The sequence below is a fragment of the Limnohabitans sp. genome, assembly GCF_031539175.1.
Lineage (GTDB): Bacteria > Pseudomonadota > Gammaproteobacteria > Burkholderiales > Burkholderiaceae_C > Limnohabitans.
The window spans coordinates 17,383-43,067 of the sequence record NZ_JAVKLQ010000074.1 but is presented as its reverse complement, the minus strand read 5'-3'; the positions used below and the strand labels follow the sequence as shown (position 1 = coordinate 43,067).

The following is a 25,685-nucleotide window of genomic DNA, read 5'->3' as shown; positions in this document are numbered from 1 at the left end:
GCTTGCCCGTTCATAAGGAGTAACGCGCAGGTCGGGTCGTCTCGTTGACAGGCTTCACAGCCACGATGCGTTGGACAAAACGATCTGGCGCAGTCAGAAAACCTTCTTCAAAGGCCACCACGCGCAGGTCTTTGCACACGTTCAACAGCTCGCCGGGCTGCAGCAAAAAGTCAGGCCGAGAGGGCTTGCCCACGGTTTCGTTGCCCGCCGCAAAGGTTTCGTACAACAACACACCGCCTGCGTCCAAGCTGGCGAGGATGTCGGGCCACAAGGGGCGCCACAAATAGTGGGTCACCACGACTGCACCAAACGTGCGACCTGACAACGGCCAAGGCCCGTTTTCAATGTCGGCACACCAAGTTTCGCCCAATCCAGCCACCGCCGTGATGGCTTCTGCGTTGCGGTCCACGCCGACCACGTCATGGCCCAATTTAGCGAAATGCCGCATGTGGCGACCATGGCCACACGCGATGTCCAACACGGTGGCGTGCGCTGGTACAAGGTGCGACCAGCGCTGTACCCACGCAGAGGGCGCTTCGTTGCCATGAAGAAGAGCGGGAATGGTCATGTGGCTTATCGGTTGAGTGCGGACCACACCATGCGGTCCAGCAATTTGGGGGTGATCAGCTTGAGCCAACGGCTGAGTTTGCCTTGTGCCGTCATCACCACGTCGCGTTGGCGTTTTTGCATGCCCTCAATGATCAGCGCCGCACACGTGGCCACGGGCATGGCCTTGTCTTCTTTGAGTCCGCTCACGCCCGCTTTTTGGCCTTGGGCGTTGAACCCGTTGTGGCGAATTTGGGTGTCCACCACGCCGGGGTAGGCGGTCGTCACGCTGACGCCCGCTGCTTGAACCTCGGTGCGCAGGGCTTCAAAAAAACCTGTCATGGCAAATTTGCTGGCGCTGTAGGCTGTGCGCCCAGGCACCCCCACCAATCCAGCCAGCGACGACACCGCCACCACACGACCGCGGCTTTGCTTGAGGAAAGGCAAGGCCGCGTGCGTGCACCACACACTGCCCCACAGGTTGATGCGCATCACGTTCTCGTACCAAGCGAGGTCATCAAAGCGCACCTCGTCGAGCACGGCATGGGCCGAGATACCTGCGTTGTTGATCAAGGTGTCGATGCCACCAAAGCAGCGCACGGTTTCATCAATGAGCTGCTTGCACTGCACTTTGTTGGACACATCGGTGGGTACCAGCAAGGTGTGTGCGCCATGGGCTTGGCAGAACGCCTCGATTTCGCGCAGCTTTTCGATCCGACGTGCGGCCAGCACCAGATTCACGGCAGGGCCCCATTGTTGGGCCAACTGCTGCGCGATTTCGGCGCCAATTCCGTCAGAAGCCCCGGTGATGATGATGGTTGTCATGTCAGAAACACCCCCACATTTGGTTGGCCAAGGTCAGCAAAAAATCAGGCTGTAAATACAGCGACAGCACCCCCAGCAGCACCAGTGTGCAGGCCAAGCCCGCCAACACGTGCCGCCAAATGGGGTGCTGCGCCATGAAGCTCATGCTGCAACCGCTGCGTGGCCGCGTGCAATGGCGTTTTCACGCACGGGCAGATTGACGAGTGCTGCAAAGACGCCCAGCGCAATCGAGATGTACCAAACCACGTCGTAGCTGCCTGTTTTGTCATACAAGTACCCACCCAACCACACCCCCATGAAGCTGCCAATTTGGTGGCTGAAGAACACAAAGCCGCCCAGCATTGACAAATGCGCCACGCCAAAAATTTGTGCCACCACCGCATTGGTCGGGGGCACGGTGGAGAGCCACAGCAAGCCCATCACGGCGGAGAAGATGTACACGCTCCAAGGCGTGAGTGGCACCAGCAAAAACACAGTGATCGCCACCGATCGCGAAAAGTAAATGAACGCCAAAATTTTGCGCTTAGCCAAGCGTTGGCCCAAACTGCCCGCGATGTACGTGCCAAACACATTGAACAAACCAATCAACGCCAAAGCAATGCTGGCCACTTCAGGCGACAAGCCGTGGTCTTTCAAATAGCTGGGCATGTGCACGCCGATGAACACCACCTGAAAGCCGCACACAAAGTAGCCCGCCATCAGCAACTGAAAGCTGCGGTAGGCAAAGGCCTCACGCAGCGCATGCAAGATCGATTGGTCACGGTGAGGTGTTGCGCCCCCCGCAAACCCAGGCTCGCGCAAGCCATAAGCCAAGGGAATGATCATCAATGTGGCCAAGCCCAGCCAGACCAAGGCCTGTTGCCAACCCAAGGTACTGATCAAAAAGCCTTCGGTGGGCACCATCAAAAACTGACCAAACGAGCCTGCTGCTGCGGCCACGCCCATGGCCCACGAACGCTTTTCGGCGCTCACGTTGCGGCCAATCACGCCATAAATGACCGCGTAAGTGGTGCCCGCTTGGGCAATGCCAATCACCACGCCTGCGGTGGCGGTGAACAGGGCGGGGGTGTCTGAATAGGCCATGCCCGTCAAGCCCAGTGCGTACATCACCGCGCAGGTCACGATCACGCGAAATGCGCCAAAACGGTCGGCCAACATGCCCGAGAAGATGCCTGCAAAGCCCCACGTCAAGTTTTGAATGGCAATCGCCATGGCAAAGTTTTCACGCGTCCAGTTTTGCGCTTGCGTGATGGGTTGCAGCCACAGGCCAAAGCCGTGGCGCACGCCCATCGACAAAGTCACGATGGCGGCGCCGCAGAGCAGCACTTGCCACATGGGTAAAGTTTTGTTGTGTTGAGTCATCCCTCGACTTTAACCAAGCCTGCAAGTCCCTAGGTGTCGCTCTGGCTCACGCTGTCGGTGAAAAGTAGTCAAAGTGACTTGGCTGTTGTTTTATCCAGTTGCGCGTTTTGTTCTGTCTACAATTCGCGCCCATGGCGACCAAGCAAACCAATACCCCTCCCGAATACTCCGAAGGCTCGATTCGCGTCCTCAAAGGACTCGAACCCGTCAAGCAGCGTCCGGGCATGTACACCCGCACCGACAACCCGTTGCACATCATTCAAGAAGTGCTCGACAACGCGGCAGACGAAGCGTTGGCGGGCTACGGTAAAAAAATCAGCGTGACCTTGCACGCCGACGCGTCGATCAGCATCGATGACGACGGACGCGGCATTCCCTTTGGCATGCACCCCGAAGAAAAAGCGCCTGTGATTGAGCTGGTGTTCACCCGCTTGCATGCGGGCGGCAAGTTCGACAAGGGCAAGGGCGGCGCGTACAGCTTCTCGGGCGGTTTGCACGGCGTGGGCGTGAGCGTGACCAACGCCTTGGCCAAACGCATGGAAGCCACCTCACACCGCGAAGGTCAAGTGGCCCGTTTGGTGTTCTCAGGGGGCGATGTGATTGAGCCCTTGGTGACGCGCCCGCAAGCCACTGGCGACCGCAAACAGGGCACGTCGGTGCGCGTGTGGCCGGATGCCAAATACTTTGAGTCGTCGGCCTTGCCGATGAACGAGCTGGTGCATTTGCTGCGCAGCAAAGCCGTGCTCATGCCCGGCGTGAGCGTGACGCTCATCAACGAGAAAACCAAAGAAACACAAAACTGGCTCTACAAAGGCGGCCTGCGCGATTACTTGATGCAGACCTTGCACGGCGAGCCCGTCATTCCTTTGTTTGAGGGCGATGGTTACGCCGACAGCAACCACGACAGCTTCGCCGAAGGCGAGGGCGCAGCATGGGCCGTGGCCTTCACCGAAGACGGCGCCCCCGTGCGCGAGAGCTATGTCAACCTGATTCCGACCAGCGCAGGTGGCACCCACGACAGCGGCTTGCGTGATGGCTTGTTCACCGCGGTGAAAAGCTTCATCGAGTTGCATGCCTTGTTGCCCAAGGGCGTCAAGCTCATGCCCGAAGACGTGTTTGCGCGTGCCAGCTATGTGTTGAGCGCCAAGGTGCTCGACCCACAATTCCAAGGCCAAATTAAAGAGCGCTTGAACTCACGTGACGCCGTGCGTTTGGTGTCGAGCTATGTGCGCCCTACGCTGGAGTTGTGGCTCAACGAGCATGTGGAGTACGGTAAAAAACTGGCCGAACTCGCCATCAAAGCGGCACAAACCCGCCAAAAAGCGGGCCAAAAAGTCGAGAAGCGCAAAGGCTCGGGCGTGGCGGTGTTGCCAGGCAAGCTGACCGACTGCGAAAGCAAAGACATTGCGCACAACGAAGTGTTTTTGGTCGAGGGCGACTCTGCGGGCGGTAGCGCCAAGATGGGCCGCAACAGAGAAAACCAAGCCATCCTGCCCTTGCGGGGCAAGGTGTTGAACACATGGGAAGTCGAGCGCGACCGCTTGTTTGCCAACAACGAAATTCACGACATTTCGGTGGCCGTGGGCGTTGACCCACACGGCCCGAACGACAGCCCCGACATGAGCGGCCTGCGCTACGGCAAGGTGTGCATCTTGTCGGATGCGGACGTGGACGGTTCGCACATCCAAGTGCTGCTGCTCACGCTGTTTTTCCGTCACTTCCCCAAGCTCATCGAAGCTGGCCATGTGTTTGTGGCGCGCCCACCGCTGTTCCGTGTGGACGCGCCTGCGCGTGGCAAAAAGCCAGCCTCGAAGGTGTATGCCTTGGACGAAGGTGAACTCACATCCATCCTCGACAAGTTGCGCAAAGACGGCGTGCGTGAAGGCTCGTGGAGCATCAGCCGCTTCAAAGGCTTGGGCGAAATGAGCGCCGAGCAGCTGTGGGACACCACTCTCAACCCCGACACCCGTCGCCTCATGCCCGTGCAACTGGGCTTGCTGGACTTTGCAACCACCGAAGGTTTGATCACGCAACTCATGGGCAAAGGCGAAGCCGCCGCACGCCGCGAGTTGATGGAACTGCATGGCGATTCGATTGAGATTGACGTATGACCGATTTGTTCACCCCCGAGTTGACCGCTGCCCCCGAGGCCGACGACGACCAAAGCTTGGGCCGCTACGCCCAACGCGCCTACCTTGAATACGCACTCAGCGTGGTCAAAGGCCGCGCCTTGCCTGACGTGTGCGATGGCCAAAAGCCGGTGCAGCGCCGCATCTTGTATTCCATGTCTCGCATGGGCCTTGGCTTCAGCGGCCCCAACAACAACACGGGCGCCAAGCCCGTCAAGTGCGCCCGCGTGGTCGGTGACGTGCTGGGCCGCTACCACCCCCACGGCGACAGCGCTGCCTACGAAGCCCTCGTGCGCATGGCACAAGACTTTGCGCAACGCTACCCGCTGATCGACGGCCAAGGCAACTTTGGTTCACGCGACGGCGACGGCGCAGCGGCCATGCGCTACACCGAAGCCCGCTTGGCCAAAATCACCACGCTGCTTTTGGATGAAATCGACGAAGGCACGGTTGACTTTCAACCCAACTACGACGGCTCCACCGAAGAGCCCAAGCAATTGCCAGCCCGTTTGCCGTTTGCCTTGCTCAACGGCGCAAGCGGCATTGCGGTGGGTATGGCCACCGAAATTCCAAGCCACAACCTGCGCGAAGTGGCTGATGCGTGCGTGGCACTCATCAAGTCGCCCAAACTCAGCGATGAAGAGCTGTTGCAAATCTTGCCCGGCCCCGATTACCCCGGTGGCGGCCAAATCATCAGCAGCGCATCTGACATTGCCGATGCATACCGCACGGGCCGTGGCTCGCTCAAAGTGCGCGCACGTTGGGTGATTGAAGACTTGGCCCGTGGCCAATGGCAATTGGTGGTCAACGAACTGCCACCCGGTGTGAGCAGCCAACGCGTGTTGGAAGAGATTGAAGAGCTCACCAACCCCAAGGTCAAAACAGGCAAGAAGGCGCTCAGCGCCGATCAAACCCAACTCAAAGCCACTGTGCTGGCCGTGTTGGACGTGGTGCGCGATGAGTCAAGCAAAGACGCCCCTGTACGTTTGGTGTTCGAGCCCAAGACCCGCACCATTGAGCAACAAGAACTCATCACCACTTTGCTGGCGCACACCAGCTTAGAAACTTCGTCGTCCATCAACCTCACCATGGTGGGTATTGATGGTCGACCCGTGCCTAAGTCCTTGCGTGACATGTTGACCGAGTGGATTGAATTCCGCTCGGCCACTGTTCTAAGACGCTCGCAGCACCGCCTGAACAAAGTGCTGGACCGCATTCATATCTTGGAAGGCCGCCAGTTGGTGTTGCTCAACATTGACGAGGTGATTGCCATCATCCGTCAGAGCGACGAGCCCAAGCAGGCGCTGATGGAGCGCTTCAAACTCAGCGAGCGACAAGCTGAAGACATCTTAGAAATTCGCCTGCGTCAGCTGGCGCGTTTGGAAGCCATCAAGATTGAGCAAGAGCTCAAAGAGCTGCGCGACGAACAAACCAAGCTCGAAGACATCGTGGGTAACCCCTCGGCGCTGCGCCGCTTGATGGTCAAAGAAATTGAAGCCGACGCCAAGACCTTTGCCGACCCACGCCGCACGCTCATTCAAGAAGAGAAAAAAGCCGTGGCTGAAGTCAAGGTCATTGACGAGCCTGTGACGGTGGTGGTCTCTGAAAAAGGCTGGGTGCGCGCACGCACCGGCCACGGCCACGAAGCCAGCGCCTTTGCCTTCAAGTCGGGCGACGGCTTGTACGGCACGTTCGAGTGCCGCACGGTGGACACCTTCATCGCGTTTGGCTCGAACGGTCGCATCTACTCGGTGCCCGTGTCGGCCTTGCCAGGCGCACGGGGCGACGGCCAACCCGTAACCACGTTGATTGACTTAGAAGCAGGTACTCAGTTGTTGCATTACGTGGCTGGCCCTGCAGGTGCCACGTACTTGCTCAGCAGCTCGGGCGGCTATGGTTTTATGGCCAACATCGAGCACATGATCTCGCGCAATAAAAGCGGCAAAGCCTTCATCACCGTGGGCGAGGGCGAAACCGTGTGCCGCCCATCCCCTGCCAGCGGTGGTTCGGGCGCACAACCTGTGGCACCTGCCACGCATGTCGCTTGCGCCTCAACGGGTGGCCGCTTCTTGACCTTCGAATTGTCTGAACTCAAAGCCATGGAAAAGGGCGGTCGTGGCTTGATGTTGATTGACCTCGAAGCCAAAGACACCCTGGCCGGTGCGGCTGCGTACACACGCAGCGTGCGCATCGAAGGCATTGGCCGAGGCGGCAAAGTGCGCGAAGAAACACTTGAGATTCGCAGCTTGAACAACGCCAAAGCCGCACGCGCCAAAAAGGGCAAAGTGGCTGACTTGGGCTTTAAGCCGAATGCGGTGGTGCGGGTGGAGTAACGCACTTGCTGCGCCAAACCGAAACGGCCCTTGCATGCAAGGGCCGTTTCTATTTCAAAAAATGTTTAGCCTACCCAGTTATTTCTTGACTGCAATCACAACACCGCTCGCCCAATCTAATTGAGTGACATGCCAATCAGGCTTGGCATGCAAAGTTTGTATCAATGCCTCAACTTTTTCGGCGTGGCCTTTGGGCCAGTTCGGTTGCGGCAGCATGTCGTCAATTACATACATGCCTCCAGGTTTGACCAAGGCCAGAGCTTCATCTAACAAGCGGTATTTGCCAGACCATGTGTCTGCAAATACAAAGTCGTAGGCTTGGCCGATCTGTTGGCGTAAAAATTCATCGCCATCAGCACACACCACATGCAGGCGCGAGTCATGGCCGAGGTGGTGTTGCAGGATGTTCAGCAGTGAGGCATCGTTGTCGACCGTGGTGAGGGTTGATGTGGCATCCATGCCGTCTAACAGCCATGCGGTTGAAAGGCCAGTGCCTGAACCCAGTTCTAAAAAACGTCCACCTGTTTTGTTGGCTGCTAATGTGCGCAGCAGCGAGCAGGTTTGCGGCTCTGAGGGCATGGTGAAGCCCGCGGCTTGTGTGTCTGCCCAGAGGGCTTGGATGACTTCAGGAGAATTGTTGCTGTCCATGTACCTTACTTCTGTTAACTAATTTGTGCTCATTGATATTAATGCGGGCCATTTGATTTCTTTTGACTTGCGCTATATACTTTTGCTATATACAGGAGTGCCCCGTGAGCATCACCACCGTTTTCACGAACAACCGAACCCAAGCCGTGCGCTTGCCAGCCGATGTGCGTTTACCCGATGGCGTGAAGAAGGTCGAGGTGCGTGCGCGTGGGGTCGAGCGCGTCATTTCGCCCGTGGGCCAGCGTTGGGATGAGTTTTTTCAACAGGGGCCACAAGCATCTGACGACTTCATGGCCGAGCGTGCCAGCCAAGTGCAGCCCGAGCGCGAGGGGCTGTGATGTTGAAGTATCTGCTGGATACCAACATCGTCATCTATGTCATCAAGCGCCGCCCCATTGAGGTGTTGGGCTTGTTCAACGAACACGCGGGGCGCATGGCCATGTCGGCCATTACATTGTCTGAGCTGTATCACGGGGCCGAGAAGAGCGCCAAGGTGTCGCAAAACCTTGAGGCGATTGAAGAGTTCAGCAGCTTGTTAGAGGTGTTGCCCTACACGGGCAAGGCATCGGCGCATTACGGCTCCATTCGTAGCTCTTTAGAGAAAGCGGGTCAGCCCATTGGGGTGAACGATTTGCACATTGCTGCCCACGCACGCAGCGAGGGCTTGGTGGTGGTGACCAACAATGTGTCAGAGTTTGCTAGGGTGCCGGGCTTGATGTTGGAGAACTGGGTCACCTCTTTGAATTGATGCGTTCCTCAGTTGCCAAACTGCGGCGCTCTCTTTTCCACAAACGCCCGCACAGCCTCATGGTGATCCGTCGTCATGTGCGCAATGGCTTGGTAGCCCGCAGACAGCTCCAGCAACGACTCCAAGGAGCTGCGCTCCCCCTCGCGCAGCAAGCGTTTGGTCATGCGCAGCACGCCGCCGGGGTTGGCCACAATTTTGGCGGCCAGTTTGCGGGCTTCGTCCAGCAAGGTCTCGTGGGCGATCACGCGGGATACCAAGCCACAAGACAAGGCTTCTTGTGCGGTCAAGGCCTCGCCCGTGAACGCCATTTCGCTGGCTTTGGAAATGCCCACCACGCGTGGCAGCAACCAAGCGCCGCCGTCGCCGGGCACGATGCCTACTTTGACAAAACTCTCGGCAAAGGTGGCTTTGTCGGAGGCAATGCGCATGTCGCACATGCAAGTCAGGTCCAAGCCCGCGCCAATGGCTGGCCCGTTGATGGCGGCGATCACGGGCACGTCCAAGTTGTAAAGCGCTTTGGGCAAGCGCTGAATGCCGTTGCGGTATTCCTCGCGGATGGTGTCGGGCGTCAGGCTTTCTTTGAAATAGCGCTGCATGTCTTTGACGTTGCCGCCCGAGCTGAACACGGGACCTGTGCCCGTCAAGATCACACAACGGATGGTGGTGTCCAAGCGAATCGCATCGCACGCGTCGACAAACTCTTGTACGGCCGTGTTGCCTGTGAGCGCATTGCGCGTCTCGGGCTGGTTCATGGTCAAGATCAAGACAGCGCCTTCGCGCTCGGTTTTTAAAAATGAAGTCATCGTGAATTTCCTTTGGGTTTTCAAACGGTCACATCGGTGGCGCTGCGGATCAAGTCGAGCGCCAAGCCGTTGCGGTGATCGACCAATTCAGTGCCCAACACGGTGTGCCAATAAGACTCAGCGCCACCCGATTGACGCCATGCATGCAAGCGGCGGGTAAACAGTTGCAAATCAAACTCGTGGGTAAAGCCGATCGCGCCATGGATGGAATGGCTCAAGCCCGCCACTTCGAGCGCGGCTTCGCTGGTGCGTGCTTTGGCCACAGCCACACGCACACGGTCAGGGCTCGCGGTGTCGCTGGCACAGCCTAACTGGGCCGCCATGTGGGCGGCAAAACTGTGCTCGGCCATGACGCTGAGTTGGTGCTGAATGGCTTGGAACTTGCCAATGGCTTTGCCAAACTGCACGCGGTCGTTGGCGTACTGCAAGGTGTTGTTGAACACGGCCAGCAGCGCGCCAGACAACTGCGCGGCATTGATGCAGCCCAGCAGCAAGCGCACATCTTGGTACTTGGGCACGCGTAAAGCGGCTGCGACCTGTGGGGCTGACCAACGCAAGTCGGTATCGAGCACAAAACTGGCGGGGGAGCTTTGCGCGTGTTGGGTAGACAGCAACCACGTGTGTTGTGCATCGCTGACCAGAACGGCATCGGCCACACGGCCCAGTTGCACGTTGGCACAGACCAAGCTGCCGTCCTCTGCCAATTGGCCTTGCGCGAGCGTGATGCTGCCCTTGGCGGCATTCGCCCATGCTGAATCAACCAGCTCCGTCTCTGACAAACCCGCTTGCGCCAACACACTGCGCGCCATCATGGTTTCGGCCAAAGGCACGGGCACGGTGTAGCGGCCACACATGGCCATCACACCTTGTGCTTCACGCAAGGACAGGCCTGCGCCACCTTGGGCCTCTGCCACCAAAGCGTCGGCAAACCCCGAGCTGTCGAGGTGTGCCCATAGCGCAGCACCATCGCCCGATGCTTCGATTTGGCGCACTACGGCAGGGGTGCATTGGTCATCGAGGAGTTGACGCAAGGCGTCTGAAAAAAGATCGTCCATCACATGTCTTTCAACGGAGGCCTAAGCCGCGCGCGATCATGCCGCGCAAGATGTCACGCGTGCCACCGCGCAGTGAATACGAGGGCGCCACTTGCGTCACGTAGTTGAGGGTTTGCAGCAGCTCTAAGGGGATGTCTTGCGATTCGCGGGAGAACAAGTCGTCGGCAATCGCTGCCGGAATGAGTTGCTCCACGCCGGTGCCCAAGTCTTTCACCAAGGCGGCTTCCACCACGGGGCTTTCGCCGCGTGTCAGCTTTTCGGTGATGGCCACCGACATGGCACGCAAGGGCGTGAGTTGGCTGGCAATTTTTCCGGCCAAGCGCACGGCCTCGGGCGTGCGACCTTGTGGGGTTCGGATGAACGCCAGCCATTGGTCAAACAACACAATGCTCGAGTACAAACGCTCGGGCCCGCTGCGCTCAAAGGCGAGTTCAGCGGTCACTTGTTCCCAGCCTTGGCCCTCGGCGCCAATCAAGGCATCGTCTTTGAGTGGCACGTTGTCGAAGAACACTTCGCAAAAATGGCTGTCGCCCGACAAGTCGGTGATGGGCCGTATGGTCACGCCGGGTAACGACAAATCCACGATCACTTGCGACAAGCCTTTGTGACGGTCTTGTGCGTCACCCGAGGTGCGCACCAAGGCGATCATGTAATGGCAATGGTGGGCGTTGGTGGTCCAAATTTTTTGGCCACTGAGCGACCAGCCCGTGTCGGTTTTGGTGGCGCGTGTCTTCACGCTGGCCAAGTCAGAACCGGAGTTGGGCTCGCTCATGCCAATGCAAAAGAACGACTCGCCTCGACAAATCGGCGGCAGGTAAAACTGCTTTTGGGCTTCGGTGCCGTATTTCAAAATCAGCGGCCCGCTTTGCCGGTCGGCAATCCAGTGCGAGCCCACGGGCGCGCCAAAGTTCAAAAACTCTTCCACCAGCACAAAGCGTGTGAACGCATTGCGCCCACCACCGCCATACGCCTCGGGCAGGGTGATGCCCAACCAACCGCGTCGGCCCAGCTCGCGGCTGAACGCAGGGTCGTAGCCCGACCACGACTTGGCGCGGATGTGCGCAGGCACGTCGCGCATGGCCTCGCTCAAAAAGGCACGCACCTCGGCGCGCAAGGCCTCATCGTCCGCAGGAATGCGGGTGAGGTTCAGTGAATCCAGAGTGCTCATGCCGGTAGGTCTCCCAAAACACCTTGTTGTTGTAATTCGTTCATCGTCTGTTCAGACAACCCCAGCATCTCGCTCAGCACCGCACGCGTGTGCTGGCCCAACTGCGGCGGCGTGGTGCGGTATTGCACGGGGGTGTCCGACATGCGAATGGGGCTGGCCACCAAGGGAATGTCGCCCGCCGCGGGGTGCGGCATGGTGAACTGCAAGCCACGCGATTGCACCTGCGGATCGGCAAACACATCGGCCAAGGTGTTGATCGGGCCACAGGGCACACCCACTTGTTCGAACAAGGCAATCCATTCACGTGTGGTGCGCATGACGGTGGTTTGTCGCATCAACGGAATCAGCACATCTCGGTGAATGACACGTGCTTGGTTGGACACAAAACGTTCGTCCGTGGCCCATTCCGACTTGCCCACGGCATGGCAAAACTTGGCGAATTGGCCGTCGTTGCCAATGGCCAAAATCATGTAGCCATCGGCGGTGGGAAAGTCTTGGTACGGCACGGTGTTGGGATGAGCATTGCCCATGCGCGTGGGCGATTTGCCGCTGTAGAGGTAGTTCATGCCTTGGTTGGCCAAGCAGGCCACGCCCACGTCCAGCAAGGCCAAATCGATGTGTTGCCCGCGTCCTGTTTGTTCGCGTGCGGCCAAGGCGGCCAAGATGGCGGTGCTGGCATAGAGGCCGGTCAAGATGTCGGTCAACGCCACGCCGACTTTCATGGGGCCTTCGCCGGGTTGGCCGTCCGGACGACCGGTGATGCTCATCAAGCCACCCATGCCTTGGATCAAAAAGTCATAGCCCGCACGGTGCGCATACGGGCCAGTTTGTCCAAAGCCGGTGATCGAGCAATAAATCAAACGGGGGTTGATGGCTTGCAGCGAGGCGTAGTCCAAGCCGTAATGCGCCAAGCTGCCGACCTTGAAGTTTTCAATCACGATGTCGCAGCTTTTGACCAACTCCTGCAACAGCTTTTGTCCGGCGGCTTGGGTGAAGTCCACCGCGATGGATTGTTTGTTGCGGTTGGTGCACAGGTAATAGGCCGAGTCGCGTGTGGCCTGGCCGTCTTCATCTTTCAGAAACGGCGGGCCCCACAGCCGCGTGTCGTCACCCGTGCCAGGGCGCTCCACCTTGATCACATGCGCGCCGAGGTCCCCCAAGGTTTGCCCAGCCCACGGACCGGCCAACACGCGCGAGAGGTCGAGCACACGCACATGCGACAACGCGCCTCGCGGCGTGGTGGTGGCATCAGGAACTTGCTGAGCTTGCGATGCGTCAAGTGGTGATGCGCTGTTGACGTTCATTGCTGCTCCACCTTGGCTTTGGTGACGATGCGTTTCCACAACTGAATTTCAGCGTTTTGAAAAGCCCGCATTTCTTCAGCACCACCGCGCATGGTTTCCGCGCCTAACTTTTCATAGAACTCACGGGTCTCAGGCATGGCTTCGATCTTGCCCATGATGGTTGCCAATTTGTCAGTTTCGGCTTTCGGTGTTTTGGCTGACACCATCGCCCCCACCCAGGTGTAGGCGGTGAACCCAGGCAAGCCCGCTTCGATGGCGGTGGGCACGTTGGGTACCGCAGGCACGCGGCGATCGCTGGCCACCGCCAAGGCCCGCAGCTTGCCACCTTTGACCAGCTCGGACGCGCCTGTGATGTCGGCAAATGCCATCTGTACCGTGCCCGAGGCGACGGCGGTCATGGCTTCGGATGCGCCCTTGAAGGGCACATGGAAGAGCTGCACACCCGCCACGTCGTTGAACAACTCCGCCATCAACTGGTAGCCGGCGGAACCCGAGCCGTAGTCCAGCTTGCCGGGTTGTGCTTTGGCGGCCGTCACCACGTCTGAGACGGTTTGGTAGCTCGATTGCGAAGGCACGACCAACAACGCAGGCGCACGCATCATCATCGACAGCGGCGCGAAATCGGTGACAGGGTCATAAGGCAAACTTTTGAACAAAGCCACGTTGACCGCCAAGGTCGAGTTGCTGCCCACAAACACGGTGTAGCCATCGGCCGGTGCGCCCAAGACGTTGCGCACGGCGATGAACCCATTGGCCCCCGGTTTGTTGTCCACCACCACGGTTTGCCCCGTGAGCTCGGTGAACTTTTTGGCGAAATAACGGGCCGAGGTGTCGGTGCCACTGCCCGGTGGAAACGGCACCACAAACTTGACGGGCTTGGAAGGAAAGTCGCTCGCTTGCGCCAAGGCTGAGGTGGCGTGCAAGGCGCCCACCAACGACACACAGGCCGCCACGACGGTTTTGAAAAAGAAAGAACGGTTCATGCGAAGTCTCCTGTCTGTGGGGTCAATCTAAAGATGCGCCGGTCTGTTTGACCACACGGCTCCAACGGTCCAACTCTGATTTGATGTAGTTGCCGTATTCGACGGGCGTTGAGCCCAAGGGCTCCGCACCTTGCACCGCCAACTTGGCACGCACGTCGGGCGAGGCCAGTGCTTTGATGACTTCGGCGTTCAAGCGTTTGATGATCTCGGGCGATGTTTTGGCCGGCACCAACACGCCTTGCCAAGCGCCTACTTCAAAGCCCGGCATGATGGTTTCGCTCAGGGTAGGCACATCGGGCAACACGCTGGTGCGTTTGAGGCTGGTCACCGCCAAGGCCTTGAGGCGCTTTTCTTTGATGAAGGGCAGCGCCGAGTTGATGGTGTCGGTGGTGAACTGGGTTTGTCCTGCCACCAAATCGGTCAAGGCAGGGGCACTGCCTTTGTAGGGGGCGTGCACGGCGGTGAGGCCTTTGTCTTGCAGGATCAAATACGCACCGAGGTGGGTGATGTTGCCGTTACCCGCCGAGCCATAGCTCAATTTGTCGGGGTTGTTTTTGGCGTATTGCACAAACTCTTGCACGGTGTTCACGGGCAGCGAGGGATGCACCGCTAGTACCAACGGAATGACCGCCGTCAACGCCACCGGCGCAAAGTCGGCCCGCACGTCGTAGCTCATTTTTTTATAAAGCGCTGGACTCAAGGCCACGGCTGAGGTGTTGTAGAACAAGGTGTAGCCGTCTGACGGGGCTTTGGTCACCAGCTCAGCCGCGATGTTGCCGTTGGCGCCGGGTTTGTTGTCGACCACCACGGGCTGACCCATTTGCTCGGTGAGCTTTTGCGCCAACACACGCGCCACCAAATCGGTGGGGCCGCCCGGTGGGAAGGCAATCACCAGGCGAATCGGCTTGTCAGGGTAGTTGGCTTGCGCCATCGCGCCGCCAGCGGTGAGGGTGGCCAAGGCCACTGTGGTGGCTAAAACGGTTCGGCGTGTGATGTGCGTCATGGGTGTCTCCTGTTTTTAATGTGTGTGTGGGCTTGGCTGAATGGGGCGCATCACATGGGGCGACCGGCGAGCAATCGCGTGGCGGTGTAGGTCATCACCAACACACCACGTTGGTTGAACACGCGGATGTCCGAGCTGACGACGGCGCGGTTCTTGGTCGATGTGGGGCGAACCCCCGTGACTTCGATGTCGGCGTGGATGGTGTCGCCCACCACCACGGGCGCTAAGATTTTTTGCGTCAACTCCAACATGGCCAAGCCCGTGCCTTGGATCATGGTTTGCAAAATGAAACCTTCAATCAAGGTGTAGGTCAGCGCGCCGGGCACGGGGCGGCCTTGGATGGCGCCGCCTTCGTAGCCTTCTTCAATGAAGATGGCTTCCAGCATGCCTGTGCACGAAATGAAGTTGACCAAGTCGGTTTCAGTGATCGTGCGTTTGAACGTGTCGAACTGCTGGCCAACCGAAATGTCTTGCCAATAAAAGCCTTGGCCTAGGCGTTTGGGTGAGGGGGCTGTCATGTGCGATTCCAAAATGTGCGTTTACAGGCGTGTGGGTTGAAGGACTGAATCAAGGGGCGGGCGCTTTCTGTGTTCCATGCGCTTCATGGGTCTGCACCGCACCGCTGGCCAACCAAGTCGAGACGGTGTCGGCAGACACGCCCGCTTGCGCAAACACATCATGGGTGTGCTCACCCAAGCGCGGTACCGAATTCACGGGGGGACGTTCGCCGTCAAACAACACGGGCACGCCCGGAAAGCGCAAAGCGCCCATGGTGGGGTCATCGAGCTCGGCAAAGAACTGGGTGGCTTGCAAATGCGGATCGGTTTTGAGGTCGGCCAAGGTGTTCATGCGCGCGGCTGGAATTTCCAAGCGCTCACACAAAGCCAACCAATGCGCGGTGTCATGTTGCGCCACGATCTGACCGGTGATTTCATACAAGGCTTCGATGTGCTGCGTGCGTGCGGCCATGCTGGTGAAGCGCACATCGCTCGCCAATTCGGGTTGGTCGACGCCTTGAAAGAACTTCTGCCAGTGCGCGTTGGTGTACGGCATCATGCAGACGTAGCCGTCACTCGTGCGGTAGGGCCTGCGCCAATCGGCCAGCACGCGTGGATAGCCGGGGGCCGACAAGGGTGGCTCAAAGTGTTCGCCATAAAAGTTCTCGACCAAGTTGAAGGCCACCATGGTTTCAAACATAGGCACTTCCACCATGCCGCCCACGCCTGTGGCTTGGCGTTTCATCAAGGCGGCCATGATGGCCATGGCGGCGACCAAGCCGCTGGTTTTGTCGGCCGCGATGCAGGGGAAGTAGCGCGCCACGCCGCTTTGTTGTTCCATCAGTGCAGCGCTGCCAGACAGGCCTTGGATGATGTCGTCATACGCCGGCTTGCCGCCGTAGGGGCCCGACGCTGTGAAACCGTGCAGGCCGGCAAAGACCAGACGCGGAAAGGCCGCCATCAACGCATCGGGCTCCAAGCCGACCGCGCCCAGTTTTTGCGGCCGCATGCTGTGCATGAACACATCAGCGGTGGCAATGAGCTGGCGCAAGGCCGTTGGACCTTCGGGTTTTTTCAGGTCAATCACCACACTTTTTTTGTTGCGGTTCACGCCCAAAAACAAAGCGGACATGCCGTTTTCGTGGCCGGGTCCGGTGTAGCGCGTGGAGTCGCCCTCGGGCGATTCCACCTTGATGACTTCGGCCCCTAAATCTGCCAACCACTGGCTGGCGTAGGGCCCCATCACCACGACGCTGGCGTCGACGATGCGAATGCCTTGAAGCGGCAACTGGCTCATGGGTGGGTCTCCTTGTTGGAATCTGTGGTGAGCCTGAATTTAGTGTGCCGTCATAATTGAGTCCAATATTAATAATTTGCAAACCAATACTCAAACGGTATCAGTGTGAACCTACGGCAACTTCAACAATTCGTCGCGCTGGCCGAGACCGGTAACTTTCACAAAGCCGCTGAGCGCATGCACATGGCACAGCCGCCACTGTCGGTGTCGATCAAAAAACTCGAAGAGGAGCTGGGCGGCCCGCTGTTTCTGCGATTGCCCACGGGGGTGCAATTGACCCTCGCTGGCCAAGCCATGCTGGCCGATGCACGGCAGGCCATATTTCACGCCCAGCAATGCCAGCAAGCGGTGAGTACCGCGCTGCAGGGGGAGGGCGGCGTGCTGCGGGTGGGCTTCATTGGTTCGGCCACGTACTCGTTGCTGCCGCGATTGATTCCGAGCTTCAGGCAGCGTTTTCCAAAAGTGGAGTTGGCACTGGACGAGTCAACCACGGCCAATATCTTGACGCGGCTCGAAGCCAACACGCTGGACTTGGGGCTGGTGCGTTTTCCGGTGCTGCACCCCGGTGACTTTGAGCTCACCCCAGTCGAGAACGATGAGTTTGTGCTCGCTGTGGCGGCTGACAGCCCTTGGCAGAATCAAGAACGTGTGGCTTTGTCGGAGTTCGCACACGAGCCATTCGTGATGTACACCGAGGCCTCGGTGCCCAACTTGTTTGCGGTGGCCATGTTGCGCTGCCAACAATCGGGCTTCACCCCTCGCATTGCCCAAGATGCGGTGCAGGTGCAAACCATCGTCAGTTTGGTCGAAAGTGGTTTGGGCGTGGCGTTGGTGCCAGGCGTGGCTCGGCGTTACAGCAACAACGGCGTACGCTTCTTAAGCTTGTCGGACAACCCTGAAAAACTCAACATTGGCATTGCTTTGGCCACGGTGCGTCAATCGAGCAACCGCTTGGTGGAACGGTTTATTCAGCACGCCAAGACCGAGCACGAGGAACTCAAACGCTGATGGGGTGAGGGTTGAGATGCCAAAAATCATAAAAAAAGCGACTCATCGAGTCGCTTTTTTGTGCCGAACCACAGGCCTTTAAGCTTTGGTTTCTTCTTTGGCTGCGGGCGCAGGTTCCGCTTCTTTCTTGGGTGGGCTGCAGTCGAAGCACACAAACATGGAAGAGCCCAAGATGCGTTTGAACGAGCCGTTGTTGCGGGGTTTGTGAACGCCGCATTTGATGCAGCTCATGGTGTCGCCAGTGCGGCCGAGGCCTTCAAATGGGGAACCGCCCTTTTTTGACTTGTAGCGCAAACCGTCGTTGGAGATTTCTGTTTTTTCTGGGCGTGACATTCGATGGACTTCTCGGGGCAAAGAACGTATTTTCGCAAATTTTCAACCGATCAGACGACCAATGCTCAAAAAGCTCAAAAATCACCTTAAAAAACGTTTTGACAGCTTCAAAACGCTGGGTCCAATGCGCCTTGAGATGGCTTGTCGGTGCTTGGCAAACCACACGTAGGCGGGCTGCAGCAGGGGTTGTAGCCAAGGACGCGACAAAATCCAGGCCAAAAGCGGGAGTTGCGCCAGTTGGTAGGCCATGGCAAACACAGGTACGCCGACCAACACCTCGCCTCGGGCGGTCCGGCCGTGAATTTGGGCCATGGCCAGTTCGCAGGAGATGGCGTGGGCATTGGCGTCAAAGCTGCTGTGCGCCACATCCACAAACCCCAACTTTTCCTCGGCGTTACGGGTTTGCAAAAACTCAATCTCAGCCACGCACAAAGGGCATTGGCCGTCGTAATAGAGCGTGAGTTCGGGTGCGCTGGGCATGACAGGGGCGTTTGGTAAAAGCATCAATAATTGAAGTCAATGAGGCTATCACACGAGGAATTCCCGATGTCTGACACGTTTTCTCACACCACGTCCGAAGCTTGGGTCACGCGCAGCTTGCAACTGGCCCACAGCGAGGCGGCGCAGCATGTGTTCACCCATCTGTTCACGGAGCAAGCCTTGGCGCAAGCCCGTGCGGCCGATGCCGCACGTCAAGCGGGCGGCCCTTTGGGGGCTTTGCATGGCCTGCCCATCACGCTCAAAGACAACTACGACTTGGCAGGGCACACCACGATGGCGGGCACCGTGGTGTGCGAGGGTGAGCCCCCCGCGGCACGCGACGCGGTGGCCGTGACGCGCTTGCGCCAAGCCGGTGCCGTGATTGTGGGTAAAACCAATATGAGCGAGTTCGCGTTCTCAGGCGTGGGCATCAACCCGCACTACGGCACGCCACGCAACCCGTGTGATGCTGTGGTTGCGCGCGTGCCGGGGGGCTCGTCATCGGGTGCTGCGGTGTCGGTGGCTTTGGGGTTGGCGGTGGCAGGTTTGGGCTCAGACACGGGAGGGTCCATCCGCATCCCGGCTGCGTTGTGTGGCTTGGTCGGGTTCAAGAGCACGCAGTCGCGCATTCCTTTGCAAGGGGTGATGGAGTTGTCGCGCACGCTTGATACGGTGGGTGCCATCACCCGCACGGTGCGTGACAGCTTGGTGGTGGAGGGTGTTTTGTCGCAGCAGCCGTTGTTGGCAGAGGCGGCTGATTTGCGCGGTGTGCGTTTTGCGGTGCCACAAACCTTGTTCTTGGATGAACTCGACCCTGCGGTGGCCCAAGCGTTTGCGCGGGCACTGACCCGCATCTCGGCGGCGGGTGCGCAGGTGGTGGAGCTGCCTTTGTCGGCGTTGAGCGACATTGCAGCGCGCAGCCAGCCGGGTGGTTTTTCGCCCGTTGAAGGATTTGCCGCGCACCATGCGCGTTTGGCGCGAGCCCCTGAGCGTATTGACCCGCGTGTGGCGGCGCGCATGGCGTTGGGCGAAGGGGTCAGCGCGGTGGATTATTTGAGCCTGCACAACCGTCGCCACGAATGGATCAGCCACATCGAGGCCGAGCTGCAAGGCTTTGATGCCATGCTCAGCCCGACGGTGGCACTGGTCGCGCCAGAGCTGGCGCCATTGGTGGCAGATGACACCGCATTTTTCAAGGCCAACCGCCTGTTGCTGCGCAATCCGTCGGCGATCAACTATCTGGATGGCTGTGCTTTCAGTCTGCCTTGCCAAGCCGACGGGGAATTACCCGTGGGCTTGATGGTGTCGTCGCTGCGCGGTCATGACGCCCGCTTGGCGGCCATTGCTTTGGCCTTGGAGCCTTTGCTGGCGGCCGCTTAACGTGCGTTTGCTTTGCCTTTACACAGCGGGTCGACACAGCGGTGAATTGGCGGTAGACAATAACGGTCTATAGAGGAGAACGCCCACATGAAGTTCAATCGACGCACCATTGGCCTTGGTTTGGTTTTGATGCTGTGTTTCAGTGCAGCCCAAGCGCATGGTCCCTACCGCGGGGGCGGCTACCGTCACGGCGGTGGTTGGGGTTACGGCGGCTGGTGGGCCCCTGCGCTGGTCGGTGGCGCCATGGTGGGAACGGCTGTGTATTTGTCGCGGCCCTATCCTGATGTACAGCCTTCGACCGTCATCATCACCCATCCACCGGCCGTGGTAGTGACCACGCCTCAGCCTGCCTATGGCATGCAAGCTGGCGGCATGCCCGCACCCGCGGAAGCCTATTACTGCCAAGAAACGCGTCAGTACTACCCTCAGGTGCCCACCTGCGTCAGTCCTTGGTTGGTGGTGACTCCGCGTTGATCTGGGCATCCAGGCTTTTTTGAGTCAGGGTTGCTCGGCTGTCATCCGCGAGCAGGTAAGGCGCGTTGTGAGCGAGACCGCAAGGTCTTTGATCGCAACTTTTGCAAAGTGAGTTCCCCATGAAACGTCTTCCCCAACTCTTGCTGTGTTTGTTGGCATGTGTGAGTGCTGTTCCCGCGATGGCCGATGGCCGTGGTCACGGTGGCTGGCACGGCGGCGGTGGCTATGTGGGCCACTACAACGGGGGGCATCACGGCGGTGGCGGCTATGGCTACCGAGGTGGCTGGGGCAACAATTGGGTGGGGCCCGTGGTGGGCGCAGCCCTGTTGGGCGGCGCCATTTACGCCGCCAGTACGCCCAGCTATGCCGTGCAACCGCAAATCGTGGTGGCTCCTCAGCCCTATGCCGTGGGACCTCGTGTGGCGTACTTTTGCAGCACAGCGCAGGCTTATTACCCCCAAGTGCCCACCTGCCAAGTGCCTTGGCAAGTGGTGAACTATTAAAGCGTCACCATTTCTTTGTGACCTTCGCGGCTGGAGTAGCGCACTTGGCCGCCCATGGTCTCGATTTCAACCCGTGCGCTGCGTTGGCCGTAAACACGGCTCTTGAGCCAGTCCAACTCTTGCTGTCTCTCTTGCGGGCCAGCCACCACACGGCTCCAGCAGCGCAACTCGGCTGACCAACGGTAGCCACGCGCTTTGAGCATGTCCTTGGTTTCAAACGGCGAGTTGATGGCATAGATTTTTTCTTGCGGCTTGTTCAGCGTCTCTAGCAAGGCCAGCATGGCGGTTTGTTGGCTTTGCGGCAGCACCTGATTGAGCAACTCCAGCAAAGCCCAGCAATCGGCTTCGGCACGGTGGGCCTCGTAAAAATAGCCTTGTGTGCCGACCAAATACTCCAGCTTCGCCGAGCCAAACCCTTCATCACGCCAGTTGATGTCGTTGATGCTGCAGGCCCAGTTCAAGTGTTGAAACAGGGGCCAGCGCGCCTCTACAAACGGACGGTCAAATTTGGCATTGTGGGCAATCACCACTTGCACGTCTTTCATGAGTGCGGCCACTTGGGCGTCATCGATGCGTTTGCCTTGCACCATCTCGTCGGTGATGTGGTGCACCGCGGTGGTGGCTGGGGGGATGGCAAAGCCTGGGTCTTCCAGCTCGTCAAACACATTCAGCACTTTGTAGACCACACCGGTTTGCGGATCGAACTCAAACACCAGCATGCCCAGCTCGATCACGCGGTCGTTGGTGGCATCAAGCCCTGTGGTTTCGGTGTCGAGCACCACGCCTTTGCACAGACGTTGACCGGGCAGTGCCTCGTTCATCGTGTGGCGCGGCACCAAGCGGCGCAGCACGCGGTAGTCAGGGTGTTGCTCCAGCTGTTGGGCGAGCTGTTCGAGGGCGTGAGAAGAGAGCGAGTCGGTCATACAAAAAGAATACGGTGAAATGAAAAAAGTTTAAGTGCGATCCGCCTCGGTGGCGTTGCGCTGCGCTGTGGCACGCGAAAAGAACAAGCCCAAGGCCACCACCACCACCGCATCACAAGCCATCACCGCGCTGGATGAAAAGTGGCCCATCAACGCGGCCAACGCCAGCACCCCCAAGGATTGGCCCAGAAACAAAAAGCCCGCAAACAAGGTCACGCCCGTGGCGCGGGCAGTGGGCACCATTTGCGTGGCTTTGGCCTGCATGGTGTTGTGAAACATGGCAAATCCAAAGCCCGCCACAAAACACGCCGGAATGGCCAAGGGCCACCAAGGGGTGAGGGCGATCACGCCAAAGGCCGAGCCCAAAGCCCAGCCGCCGTAGCGGGCCAAGCCCACTTCGCCAAAGCGCCGAATCGTCACTTTGGCGGAGGCCATGTAGGCCATGCCACCCAATCCAAAAAGCGCGGTGGTGGCACCAGCCAAGGTCAAAGAAATGCCATGTGTGTGGTGCAAGTGAGAAGCCGTCACAGCCAACAAGCCAAACACCGTGGCACCTTCCAGTAGCGCCGTGCCCAATAACGTTCGCGCCCACGGGTTGTGCGCGACTTGGGCGAGTTGTTTGAAAAAACCGGCTGGCGCGTGGTCGGCAGGGGGCGTGTGGTCGAGGCGAGCGCTATGGCGCCACAGCAACCACGTGACGGTGCAAAAAAATGCAGCCATTAATGCAAACGCCCAACGCCAGCCCAATGTGTCTGTCAGCAAACCGCCAAACAGCTGGCCAGCGGTGATACCCAGCATGGTGCCCAGCCCCACGCGGGCCAATGTTTCTTGGCGCATTTCGTAGTGCACCATGTCGCCCACCCACGCCATGGTCAGTGGAATGATGGCCGCGGCTGCCAGCGCTGTGACCACCCGCGCCGCAACGAGAAATTGCAAATCACCGCTCAATGCCGACAACACGCATCCCACGGTGCAGACCAAGGTGGCCAGCATCACCACGCGGTACTTGCCCAAACGGTCGCCCACGGGGCCGTAAAACAACTGCATCAAGCCATAAACGATGGCAAACACAGAAATAACTTGAGCCACTTCGCTGATCGGTGCGCTGAATTCGCGCGACAGTTCCGGCAGCATGGGGTCGCAAATGCGCTGCACCGCCATGCTCGAAAACGTGGCCAAGGACAACAGAAAAATCGCCCGACGGGTGGTGGGCGACAGGTCGTGGGAGGGGGGATGTGGGTGAGATTTCAAAGCGCCGCCACTTTACTACGTGCAGCGCTAGGCACGCGTCGCACGGGTGCACGAATTGATGCAACTGTCTATTTGATGAATTTATTATTAAATTAATTAATTCTGTATTTTTGTCATTGCATTGCTAACATTTGCCGATGTTATACAGGCGTGTTTTTTGTGGAATGTTGGGCGCGTGCCTGCTCGGGCTTACTGCGGTGGGTTGCTCGTCCGTCGACGCACCGCTCGTGGCACCCGCGCCCAGCGGGCCTATGGCCGAGGTGCTGGGCGTTTATTTCACACCCCCTGCTGGCGCGGCGGCTGCCATTGTCAAAGCCATCGATGCCAGTGAGCACGAGGTGCTGGTGCAGGCTTACGGGTTCACACACCACGCCATCGCCCAAGCCTTGGTGAGGGCGCAACAGCGCGGGGTGACGGTGCAAGTCTTGTTGGATTTGAAAACAAGCCCATCCAACCGCGATGTGGCCCATCTGCTGCAAGCCGCTCATGTGCCTGTGCGTGAAGACGGTCAGCATGCCATTGCACACAACAAAGTGATGGTGATTGACGAGGCCGTGGTGATTACCGGTAGCTTCAATTTTACCAATTCGGCAGAAACGCGAAATGCCGAGAATGTGTTGATTCTTAAATCCCTGCCTTTGGCGCACACTTACAAGGTCCAATGGGCACAACATTGGGCACATGGGCGAGACTGACGCTTCTCGACCAGATTTAGTCTGCCAGCTCTAAAGACCTTGTTGAGCAAGGCTAATCACTTGTCAATGCTGACATTTTCTTTAGAATTCAACCCATGCTGCACTGCAACAAAAAGCAGCCCAGGTGGGCAAGTTCTGAGCAGTTCTCATCTTTTATTAATTTTGGAGATTCCACATGAACCTGACACCTGAACAAATCATCGCTGCCAACAAAGCCAATTTGGAAACTCTGATGGGTTTGACCAGCAAAGCTTTCTCCGGCGTGGAACAACTCATCGAGTTGAATTTGGCGGCTGCGAAATCTGCTTTGGCTGATTCGCAACAACAAAGCCAAGCTGCTTTGAGCGTGAAAGACGCCCAAGAGTTGTTGGCTTTGCAAGCCAGCCTGTTTCAGCCTTTGGCTGAAAAAGCCGTGGCTTACAACCGCCACTTGTACGAAATCGCAACCGGTTCTGGCTCTGAATTCCAAGGCCATGTCGAAGGCAAAGTGGCTGAAGCTCAAAAAGCTTTCCACGCCATGATCGACAACGCCACCAAAAATGCACCCGCCGGTTCTGAAGCCGCTGTGGCTGCTTTCAAAACGGCTGTTTCCGCTGGCAACAATGCTTTGGAGACCGTTCAAAAAGCGGTGAAACAAGCGACTGAAGTGGCCGAAGCCAACATGAAATCCATCACCGCCACCGCTTTGAACGCTGGCAAAACAGCGGCTAAAAAGCGTTGATCCAACGTTGACTCTTTCAGGTTTTCCAAGACCTTGAAACGGCACCTTCGGGTGCCGTTTTTTTTGGTTCTAATAAGAGCCTGTCGAACAAGGAGTGTCGCTTTGGACAAAGTAGATGGCGTCGTCATAGGCGCGGGGGTCGTGGGCTTGGCCGTTGCACGTGCGTTGACGCAGGCAGCGTCAGACAACGCACGCGATTGGTTGGTGCTCGAAGCCGCCGATGCAATTGGCACAGGAACCAGTTCGCGCAACAGCGAAGTGATCCATGCCGGTATTTATTACCCACAAGGTTCACTCAAAGCGCAGCTGTGTGTGCAAGGTCGGGAGATGTTGTATGCCTATGCGGCCGAACGTGGCATTGGCCACCAGCGCTGCGGCAAGTTGATCGTGGCGACGCACGCCAGTCAAGTGCCGGCCTTGGAGGCCATCGTTCAAAAAGCCCATGCCAATGGCGTGACCGATTTGGTGTTGCTCGACGCCGCAGCGGCCCAAGCGATGGAGCCCGCCTTGTCGTGTGTCGCTGCTGTGCATTCGCCCAGCACAGGCATCGTGGACAGCCACGGTTTGATGCTCACGTTGCAAGGCGATTTTGAAAATGCAGGTGGCATCGTCGCGTTCAATTCGGCGGTAACCCATGGTCTTTGCACACCAGAAGGCATCGTTTTACGCATGGCCGATGGCTCGGAGTTGATGGCGCAAACGGTGGTCAATGCGGCGGGTTTGACCGCGCCTTGGCTGGCGCGCAATTTTCAGGGCTTGGCCGCGCAGCATGTGCCGCAGGCTTACTTTGCCAAGGGCAATTACTTCACGCTCTCGGGCAAATCGCCGTTTTCACGCTTGATTTACCCCGTGCCTGAAGCCGCAGGTTTGGGCGTGCATTTGACCCTCGACTTGGGCGGTCAAGCCAAATTTGGCCCCGATGTGCAGTGGGTCGACCGTCCCGACGACTTGGTGGTGTCGCCCGCGCACGAGCAACTGTTCTACACCGAGGTGCGCAAATATTGGCCAGCCTTGGCTGATGGCGCACTGCAAGCGGGCTATGCCGGCATTCGCCCCAAAATCTCTGGCCCCCAAGAGGCGTCGGCTGACTTTTGCATCCAAGGCCCCGCCGTGCATGGCGTGAAGGGGTTGGTGAATTTGTTCGGCATTGAGTCGCCGGGCTTGACCAGTTCCCTCGCCATTGGCGAGGCTGTGCGACAGGCGCTGCAATAAGGGC

General features: G+C 58.5%; 28 protein-coding genes. 11 read left to right on the top strand and 17 right to left on the bottom strand.

Going from position 1 to position 25,685, the window contains the following annotated elements:
- Positions 1–10: 10 nt before the first annotated feature.
- Genes RMS95_RS13810 through RMS95_RS13795 form a run of 4 tightly spaced genes read right to left on the bottom strand, consistent with a single transcriptional unit; the run spans position 11 to position 2,733 of the window.
- The gene (locus tag RMS95_RS13810) at positions 11–568 is read right to left on the bottom strand and encodes a class I SAM-dependent methyltransferase (RefSeq protein ID WP_310646777.1); all 558 of its coding nucleotides are present in this window, start codon (positions 566–568) and stop codon (positions 11–13) included.
- 5 nt (positions 569–573) lie between these two features.
- A complete protein-coding gene (locus RMS95_RS13805; protein WP_310646776.1) occupies positions 574–1,371 on the bottom strand; it encodes an SDR family oxidoreductase in 798 nt (265 codons plus the stop codon).
- A gap of 1 nt (position 1,372) precedes the next feature.
- Positions 1,373–1,507: a hypothetical protein gene (locus tag RMS95_RS13800; protein ID WP_310646775.1), complete on the bottom strand. Its 135-nt coding sequence runs from the start codon at positions 1,505–1,507 to the stop codon at positions 1,373–1,375.
- 5 nt (positions 1,508–1,512) lie between these two features.
- Positions 1,513–2,733, bottom strand: a complete 1,221-nt coding sequence (locus tag RMS95_RS13795) for an MFS transporter (protein WP_310646774.1) — start codon at positions 2,731–2,733, stop codon at positions 1,513–1,515.
- Positions 2,734–2,864: 131 nt separating this feature from the next.
- Between RMS95_RS13795 and RMS95_RS13790 the strand changes: the two genes are divergently transcribed.
- Positions 2,865–4,844, top strand: coding sequence for a DNA topoisomerase IV subunit B (locus RMS95_RS13790; RefSeq protein WP_310646773.1), 1,980 nt, complete (start codon positions 2,865–2,867; stop codon positions 4,842–4,844).
- On the top strand, positions 4,841–7,195 hold the full coding sequence (parC, locus tag RMS95_RS13785; protein ID WP_310646772.1) for a DNA topoisomerase IV subunit A: 2,355 nt from the start codon (positions 4,841–4,843) through the stop codon (positions 7,193–7,195). The genes RMS95_RS13790 and parC overlap by 4 nt, the downstream gene beginning before the upstream one ends.
- A gap of 78 nt (positions 7,196–7,273) precedes the next feature.
- Here the strand turns inward: parC and RMS95_RS13780 are convergent, their stop codons facing one another.
- Complete coding sequence (locus RMS95_RS13780) at positions 7,274–7,843, bottom strand: class I SAM-dependent methyltransferase (protein WP_310646771.1); 570 nt, start codon at positions 7,841–7,843, stop codon at positions 7,274–7,276.
- A 104-nt stretch (positions 7,844–7,947) separates the two neighbouring features.
- On the opposite strand from RMS95_RS13780, the gene vapB reads away from it, so the two are divergent.
- Together vapB and RMS95_RS13770 are read left to right on the top strand one after the other, a co-directional pair.
- Positions 7,948–8,181: a type II toxin-antitoxin system VapB family antitoxin gene (gene vapB, locus RMS95_RS13775; protein WP_310646770.1), complete on the top strand. Its 234-nt coding sequence runs from the start codon at positions 7,948–7,950 to the stop codon at positions 8,179–8,181.
- Positions 8,181–8,591, top strand: a complete 411-nt coding sequence (locus RMS95_RS13770; protein WP_310646769.1) for a type II toxin-antitoxin system VapC family toxin — start codon at positions 8,181–8,183, stop codon at positions 8,589–8,591. Before vapB ends, RMS95_RS13770 begins: the two co-directional genes overlap by 1 nt.
- Positions 8,592–8,599: 8 nt before the next feature.
- Here the strand turns inward: RMS95_RS13770 and RMS95_RS13765 are convergent, their stop codons facing one another.
- From RMS95_RS13765 to RMS95_RS13730, 8 genes are read right to left on the bottom strand one after another with little or no spacing between them, the layout of a single operon-like run.
- The gene (locus tag RMS95_RS13765; protein ID WP_310646768.1) at positions 8,600–9,394 is read right to left on the bottom strand and encodes a crotonase/enoyl-CoA hydratase family protein; all 795 of its coding nucleotides are present in this window, start codon (positions 9,392–9,394) and stop codon (positions 8,600–8,602) included.
- Between the two features lie 20 nt (positions 9,395–9,414).
- Entirely contained in the window at positions 9,415–10,449 is a 1,035-nt protein-coding gene (locus RMS95_RS13760; RefSeq protein ID WP_310646767.1) for an acyl-CoA dehydrogenase family protein, read from the bottom strand.
- A gap of 10 nt (positions 10,450–10,459) precedes the next feature.
- Positions 10,460–11,617: an acyl-CoA dehydrogenase family protein gene (locus RMS95_RS13755; protein ID WP_310646766.1), complete on the bottom strand. Its 1,158-nt coding sequence runs from the start codon at positions 11,615–11,617 to the stop codon at positions 10,460–10,462.
- A complete protein-coding gene (locus tag RMS95_RS13750) occupies positions 11,614–12,921 on the bottom strand; it encodes a CaiB/BaiF CoA-transferase family protein (RefSeq protein ID WP_310646765.1) in 1,308 nt (435 codons plus the stop codon). Before RMS95_RS13750 ends, RMS95_RS13755 begins: the two co-directional genes overlap by 4 nt.
- On the bottom strand, positions 12,918–13,904 hold the full coding sequence (locus RMS95_RS13745; protein WP_310646764.1) for a tripartite tricarboxylate transporter substrate binding protein: 987 nt from the start codon (positions 13,902–13,904) through the stop codon (positions 12,918–12,920). Before RMS95_RS13745 ends, RMS95_RS13750 begins: the two co-directional genes overlap by 4 nt.
- A gap of 22 nt (positions 13,905–13,926) precedes the next feature.
- Complete coding sequence (locus RMS95_RS13740) at positions 13,927–14,907, bottom strand: Bug family tripartite tricarboxylate transporter substrate binding protein (RefSeq protein ID WP_405023398.1); 981 nt, start codon at positions 14,905–14,907, stop codon at positions 13,927–13,929.
- 50 nt (positions 14,908–14,957) lie between these two features.
- On the bottom strand, positions 14,958–15,425 hold the full coding sequence (locus RMS95_RS13735) for a MaoC family dehydratase (protein WP_310646763.1): 468 nt from the start codon (positions 15,423–15,425) through the stop codon (positions 14,958–14,960).
- A 49-nt stretch (positions 15,426–15,474) separates the two neighbouring features.
- Positions 15,475–16,701, bottom strand: coding sequence for a CoA transferase (locus RMS95_RS13730; protein ID WP_310646762.1), 1,227 nt, complete (start codon positions 16,699–16,701; stop codon positions 15,475–15,477).
- 105 nt (positions 16,702–16,806) lie between these two features.
- Between RMS95_RS13730 and RMS95_RS13725 the strand changes: the two genes are divergently transcribed.
- On the top strand, positions 16,807–17,709 hold the full coding sequence (locus RMS95_RS13725) for a LysR family transcriptional regulator (RefSeq protein WP_310646761.1): 903 nt from the start codon (positions 16,807–16,809) through the stop codon (positions 17,707–17,709).
- 78 nt (positions 17,710–17,787) lie between these two features.
- On the opposite strand, the gene RMS95_RS13720 is transcribed toward RMS95_RS13725, so the two are convergent.
- Both RMS95_RS13720 and RMS95_RS13715 read right to left on the bottom strand, forming a co-directional pair.
- On the bottom strand, positions 17,788–18,042 hold the full coding sequence (locus tag RMS95_RS13720) for a hypothetical protein (RefSeq protein WP_310646760.1): 255 nt from the start codon (positions 18,040–18,042) through the stop codon (positions 17,788–17,790).
- A gap of 81 nt (positions 18,043–18,123) precedes the next feature.
- Positions 18,124–18,522, bottom strand: a complete 399-nt coding sequence (locus RMS95_RS13715; protein ID WP_310646759.1) for a DUF393 domain-containing protein — start codon at positions 18,520–18,522, stop codon at positions 18,124–18,126.
- Positions 18,523–18,588: 66 nt separating this feature from the next.
- On the opposite strand from RMS95_RS13715, the gene RMS95_RS13710 reads away from it, so the two are divergent.
- The 3 genes from RMS95_RS13710 to RMS95_RS13700 all read left to right on the top strand — a co-directional run bounded on the left by RMS95_RS13710 (position 18,589) and on the right by RMS95_RS13700 (position 20,879).
- Positions 18,589–19,902, top strand: a complete 1,314-nt coding sequence (locus RMS95_RS13710; protein ID WP_310646758.1) for an amidase — start codon at positions 18,589–18,591, stop codon at positions 19,900–19,902.
- Between the two features lie 87 nt (positions 19,903–19,989).
- Positions 19,990–20,376: a hypothetical protein gene (locus RMS95_RS13705; protein ID WP_310646757.1), complete on the top strand. Its 387-nt coding sequence runs from the start codon at positions 19,990–19,992 to the stop codon at positions 20,374–20,376.
- A 119-nt stretch (positions 20,377–20,495) separates the two neighbouring features.
- Entirely contained in the window at positions 20,496–20,879 is a 384-nt protein-coding gene (locus tag RMS95_RS13700; RefSeq protein ID WP_310646756.1) for a hypothetical protein, read from the top strand.
- Here RMS95_RS13700 and RMS95_RS13695 read toward each other — a convergent pair.
- Both RMS95_RS13695 and RMS95_RS13690 read right to left on the bottom strand, forming a co-directional pair.
- The gene (locus RMS95_RS13695; RefSeq protein WP_310646755.1) at positions 20,876–21,802 is read right to left on the bottom strand and encodes a 3'-5' exonuclease; all 927 of its coding nucleotides are present in this window, start codon (positions 21,800–21,802) and stop codon (positions 20,876–20,878) included. The genes RMS95_RS13700 and RMS95_RS13695 overlap by 4 nt on opposite strands.
- A 30-nt stretch (positions 21,803–21,832) precedes the next feature.
- Complete coding sequence (locus tag RMS95_RS13690) at positions 21,833–23,053, bottom strand: MFS transporter (protein WP_310646754.1); 1,221 nt, start codon at positions 23,051–23,053, stop codon at positions 21,833–21,835.
- A gap of 227 nt (positions 23,054–23,280) precedes the next feature.
- Here RMS95_RS13690 and RMS95_RS13685 point away from each other — a divergent pair, with 227 nt between their 5' ends.
- The 3 genes from RMS95_RS13685 to RMS95_RS13675 all read left to right on the top strand — a co-directional run bounded on the left by RMS95_RS13685 (position 23,281) and on the right by RMS95_RS13675 (position 25,681).
- Complete coding sequence (locus tag RMS95_RS13685; RefSeq protein ID WP_310646753.1) at positions 23,281–23,748, top strand: phospholipase D family protein; 468 nt, start codon at positions 23,281–23,283, stop codon at positions 23,746–23,748.
- Between the two features lie 175 nt (positions 23,749–23,923).
- Positions 23,924–24,469 carry a TIGR01841 family phasin gene (gene phaP, locus RMS95_RS13680; RefSeq protein ID WP_310646752.1) on the top strand — a complete coding sequence of 182 codons (546 nt, stop codon included), beginning with the start codon at positions 23,924–23,926 and terminating at the stop codon, positions 24,467–24,469.
- Between the two features lie 102 nt (positions 24,470–24,571).
- Positions 24,572–25,681: an NAD(P)/FAD-dependent oxidoreductase gene (locus RMS95_RS13675; protein ID WP_310646751.1), complete on the top strand. Its 1,110-nt coding sequence runs from the start codon at positions 24,572–24,574 to the stop codon at positions 25,679–25,681.
- Positions 25,682–25,685: the final 4 nt, after the last annotated feature.

Bases quoted from the DNA above. Each gene is read 5' to 3' on its own strand.
- phaP (WP_310646752.1), top strand. From the start codon at position 23,924: ATGAACCTGACACCTGAACAAATCATCGCTGCCAACAAAGCCAATTTG.
- RMS95_RS13730 (WP_310646762.1), bottom strand. From the start codon at position 16,701: ATGAGCCAGTTGCCGCTTCAAGGCATTCGCATCGTCGACGCCAGCGTC.
- RMS95_RS13750 (WP_310646765.1), bottom strand. From the start codon at position 12,921: ATGAACGTCAACAGCGCATCACCACTTGACGCATCGCAAGCTCAGCAA.
- RMS95_RS13770 (WP_310646769.1), top strand. From the start codon at position 8,181: ATGTTGAAGTATCTGCTGGATACCAACATCGTCATCTATGTCATCAAG.
- RMS95_RS13760 (WP_310646767.1), bottom strand. From the start codon at position 10,449: ATGGACGATCTTTTTTCAGACGCCTTGCGTCAACTCCTCGATGACCAA.
- RMS95_RS13780 (WP_310646771.1), bottom strand. From the start codon at position 7,843: ATGGACAGCAACAATTCTCCTGAAGTCATCCAAGCCCTCTGGGCAGAC.
- parC (WP_310646772.1), top strand. From the start codon at position 4,841: ATGACCGATTTGTTCACCCCCGAGTTGACCGCTGCCCCCGAGGCCGAC.
- RMS95_RS13695 (WP_310646755.1), bottom strand. From the start codon at position 21,802: ATGACCGACTCGCTCTCTTCTCACGCCCTCGAACAGCTCGCCCAACAG.
- RMS95_RS13810 (WP_310646777.1), bottom strand. From the start codon at position 568: ATGACCATTCCCGCTCTTCTTCATGGCAACGAAGCGCCCTCTGCGTGG.
- RMS95_RS13740 (WP_405023398.1), bottom strand. From the start codon at position 14,907: ATGACGCACATCACACGCCGAACCGTTTTAGCCACCACAGTGGCCTTG.
- RMS95_RS13755 (WP_310646766.1), bottom strand. From the start codon at position 11,617: ATGAGCACTCTGGATTCACTGAACCTCACCCGCATTCCTGCGGACGAT.
- RMS95_RS13720 (WP_310646760.1), bottom strand. From the start codon at position 18,042: ATGTCACGCCCAGAAAAAACAGAAATCTCCAACGACGGTTTGCGCTAC.
- RMS95_RS13800 (WP_310646775.1), bottom strand. From the start codon at position 1,507: ATGGCGCAGCACCCCATTTGGCGGCACGTGTTGGCGGGCTTGGCCTGC.
- RMS95_RS13745 (WP_310646764.1), bottom strand. From the start codon at position 13,904: ATGAACCGTTCTTTCTTTTTCAAAACCGTCGTGGCGGCCTGTGTGTCG.
- RMS95_RS13790 (WP_310646773.1), top strand. From the start codon at position 2,865: ATGGCGACCAAGCAAACCAATACCCCTCCCGAATACTCCGAAGGCTCG.
- RMS95_RS13735 (WP_310646763.1), bottom strand. From the start codon at position 15,425: ATGACAGCCCCCTCACCCAAACGCCTAGGCCAAGGCTTTTATTGGCAA.
- RMS95_RS13705 (WP_310646757.1), top strand. From the start codon at position 19,990: ATGAAGTTCAATCGACGCACCATTGGCCTTGGTTTGGTTTTGATGCTG.
- RMS95_RS13805 (WP_310646776.1), bottom strand. From the start codon at position 1,371: ATGACAACCATCATCATCACCGGGGCTTCTGACGGAATTGGCGCCGAA.
- RMS95_RS13795 (WP_310646774.1), bottom strand. From the start codon at position 2,733: ATGACTCAACACAACAAAACTTTACCCATGTGGCAAGTGCTGCTCTGC.
- RMS95_RS13765 (WP_310646768.1), bottom strand. From the start codon at position 9,394: ATGACTTCATTTTTAAAAACCGAGCGCGAAGGCGCTGTCTTGATCTTG.
- RMS95_RS13710 (WP_310646758.1), top strand. From the start codon at position 18,589: ATGTCTGACACGTTTTCTCACACCACGTCCGAAGCTTGGGTCACGCGC.
- RMS95_RS13715 (WP_310646759.1), bottom strand. From the start codon at position 18,522: ATGCCCAGCGCACCCGAACTCACGCTCTATTACGACGGCCAATGCCCT.
- RMS95_RS13700 (WP_310646756.1), top strand. From the start codon at position 20,496: ATGAAACGTCTTCCCCAACTCTTGCTGTGTTTGTTGGCATGTGTGAGT.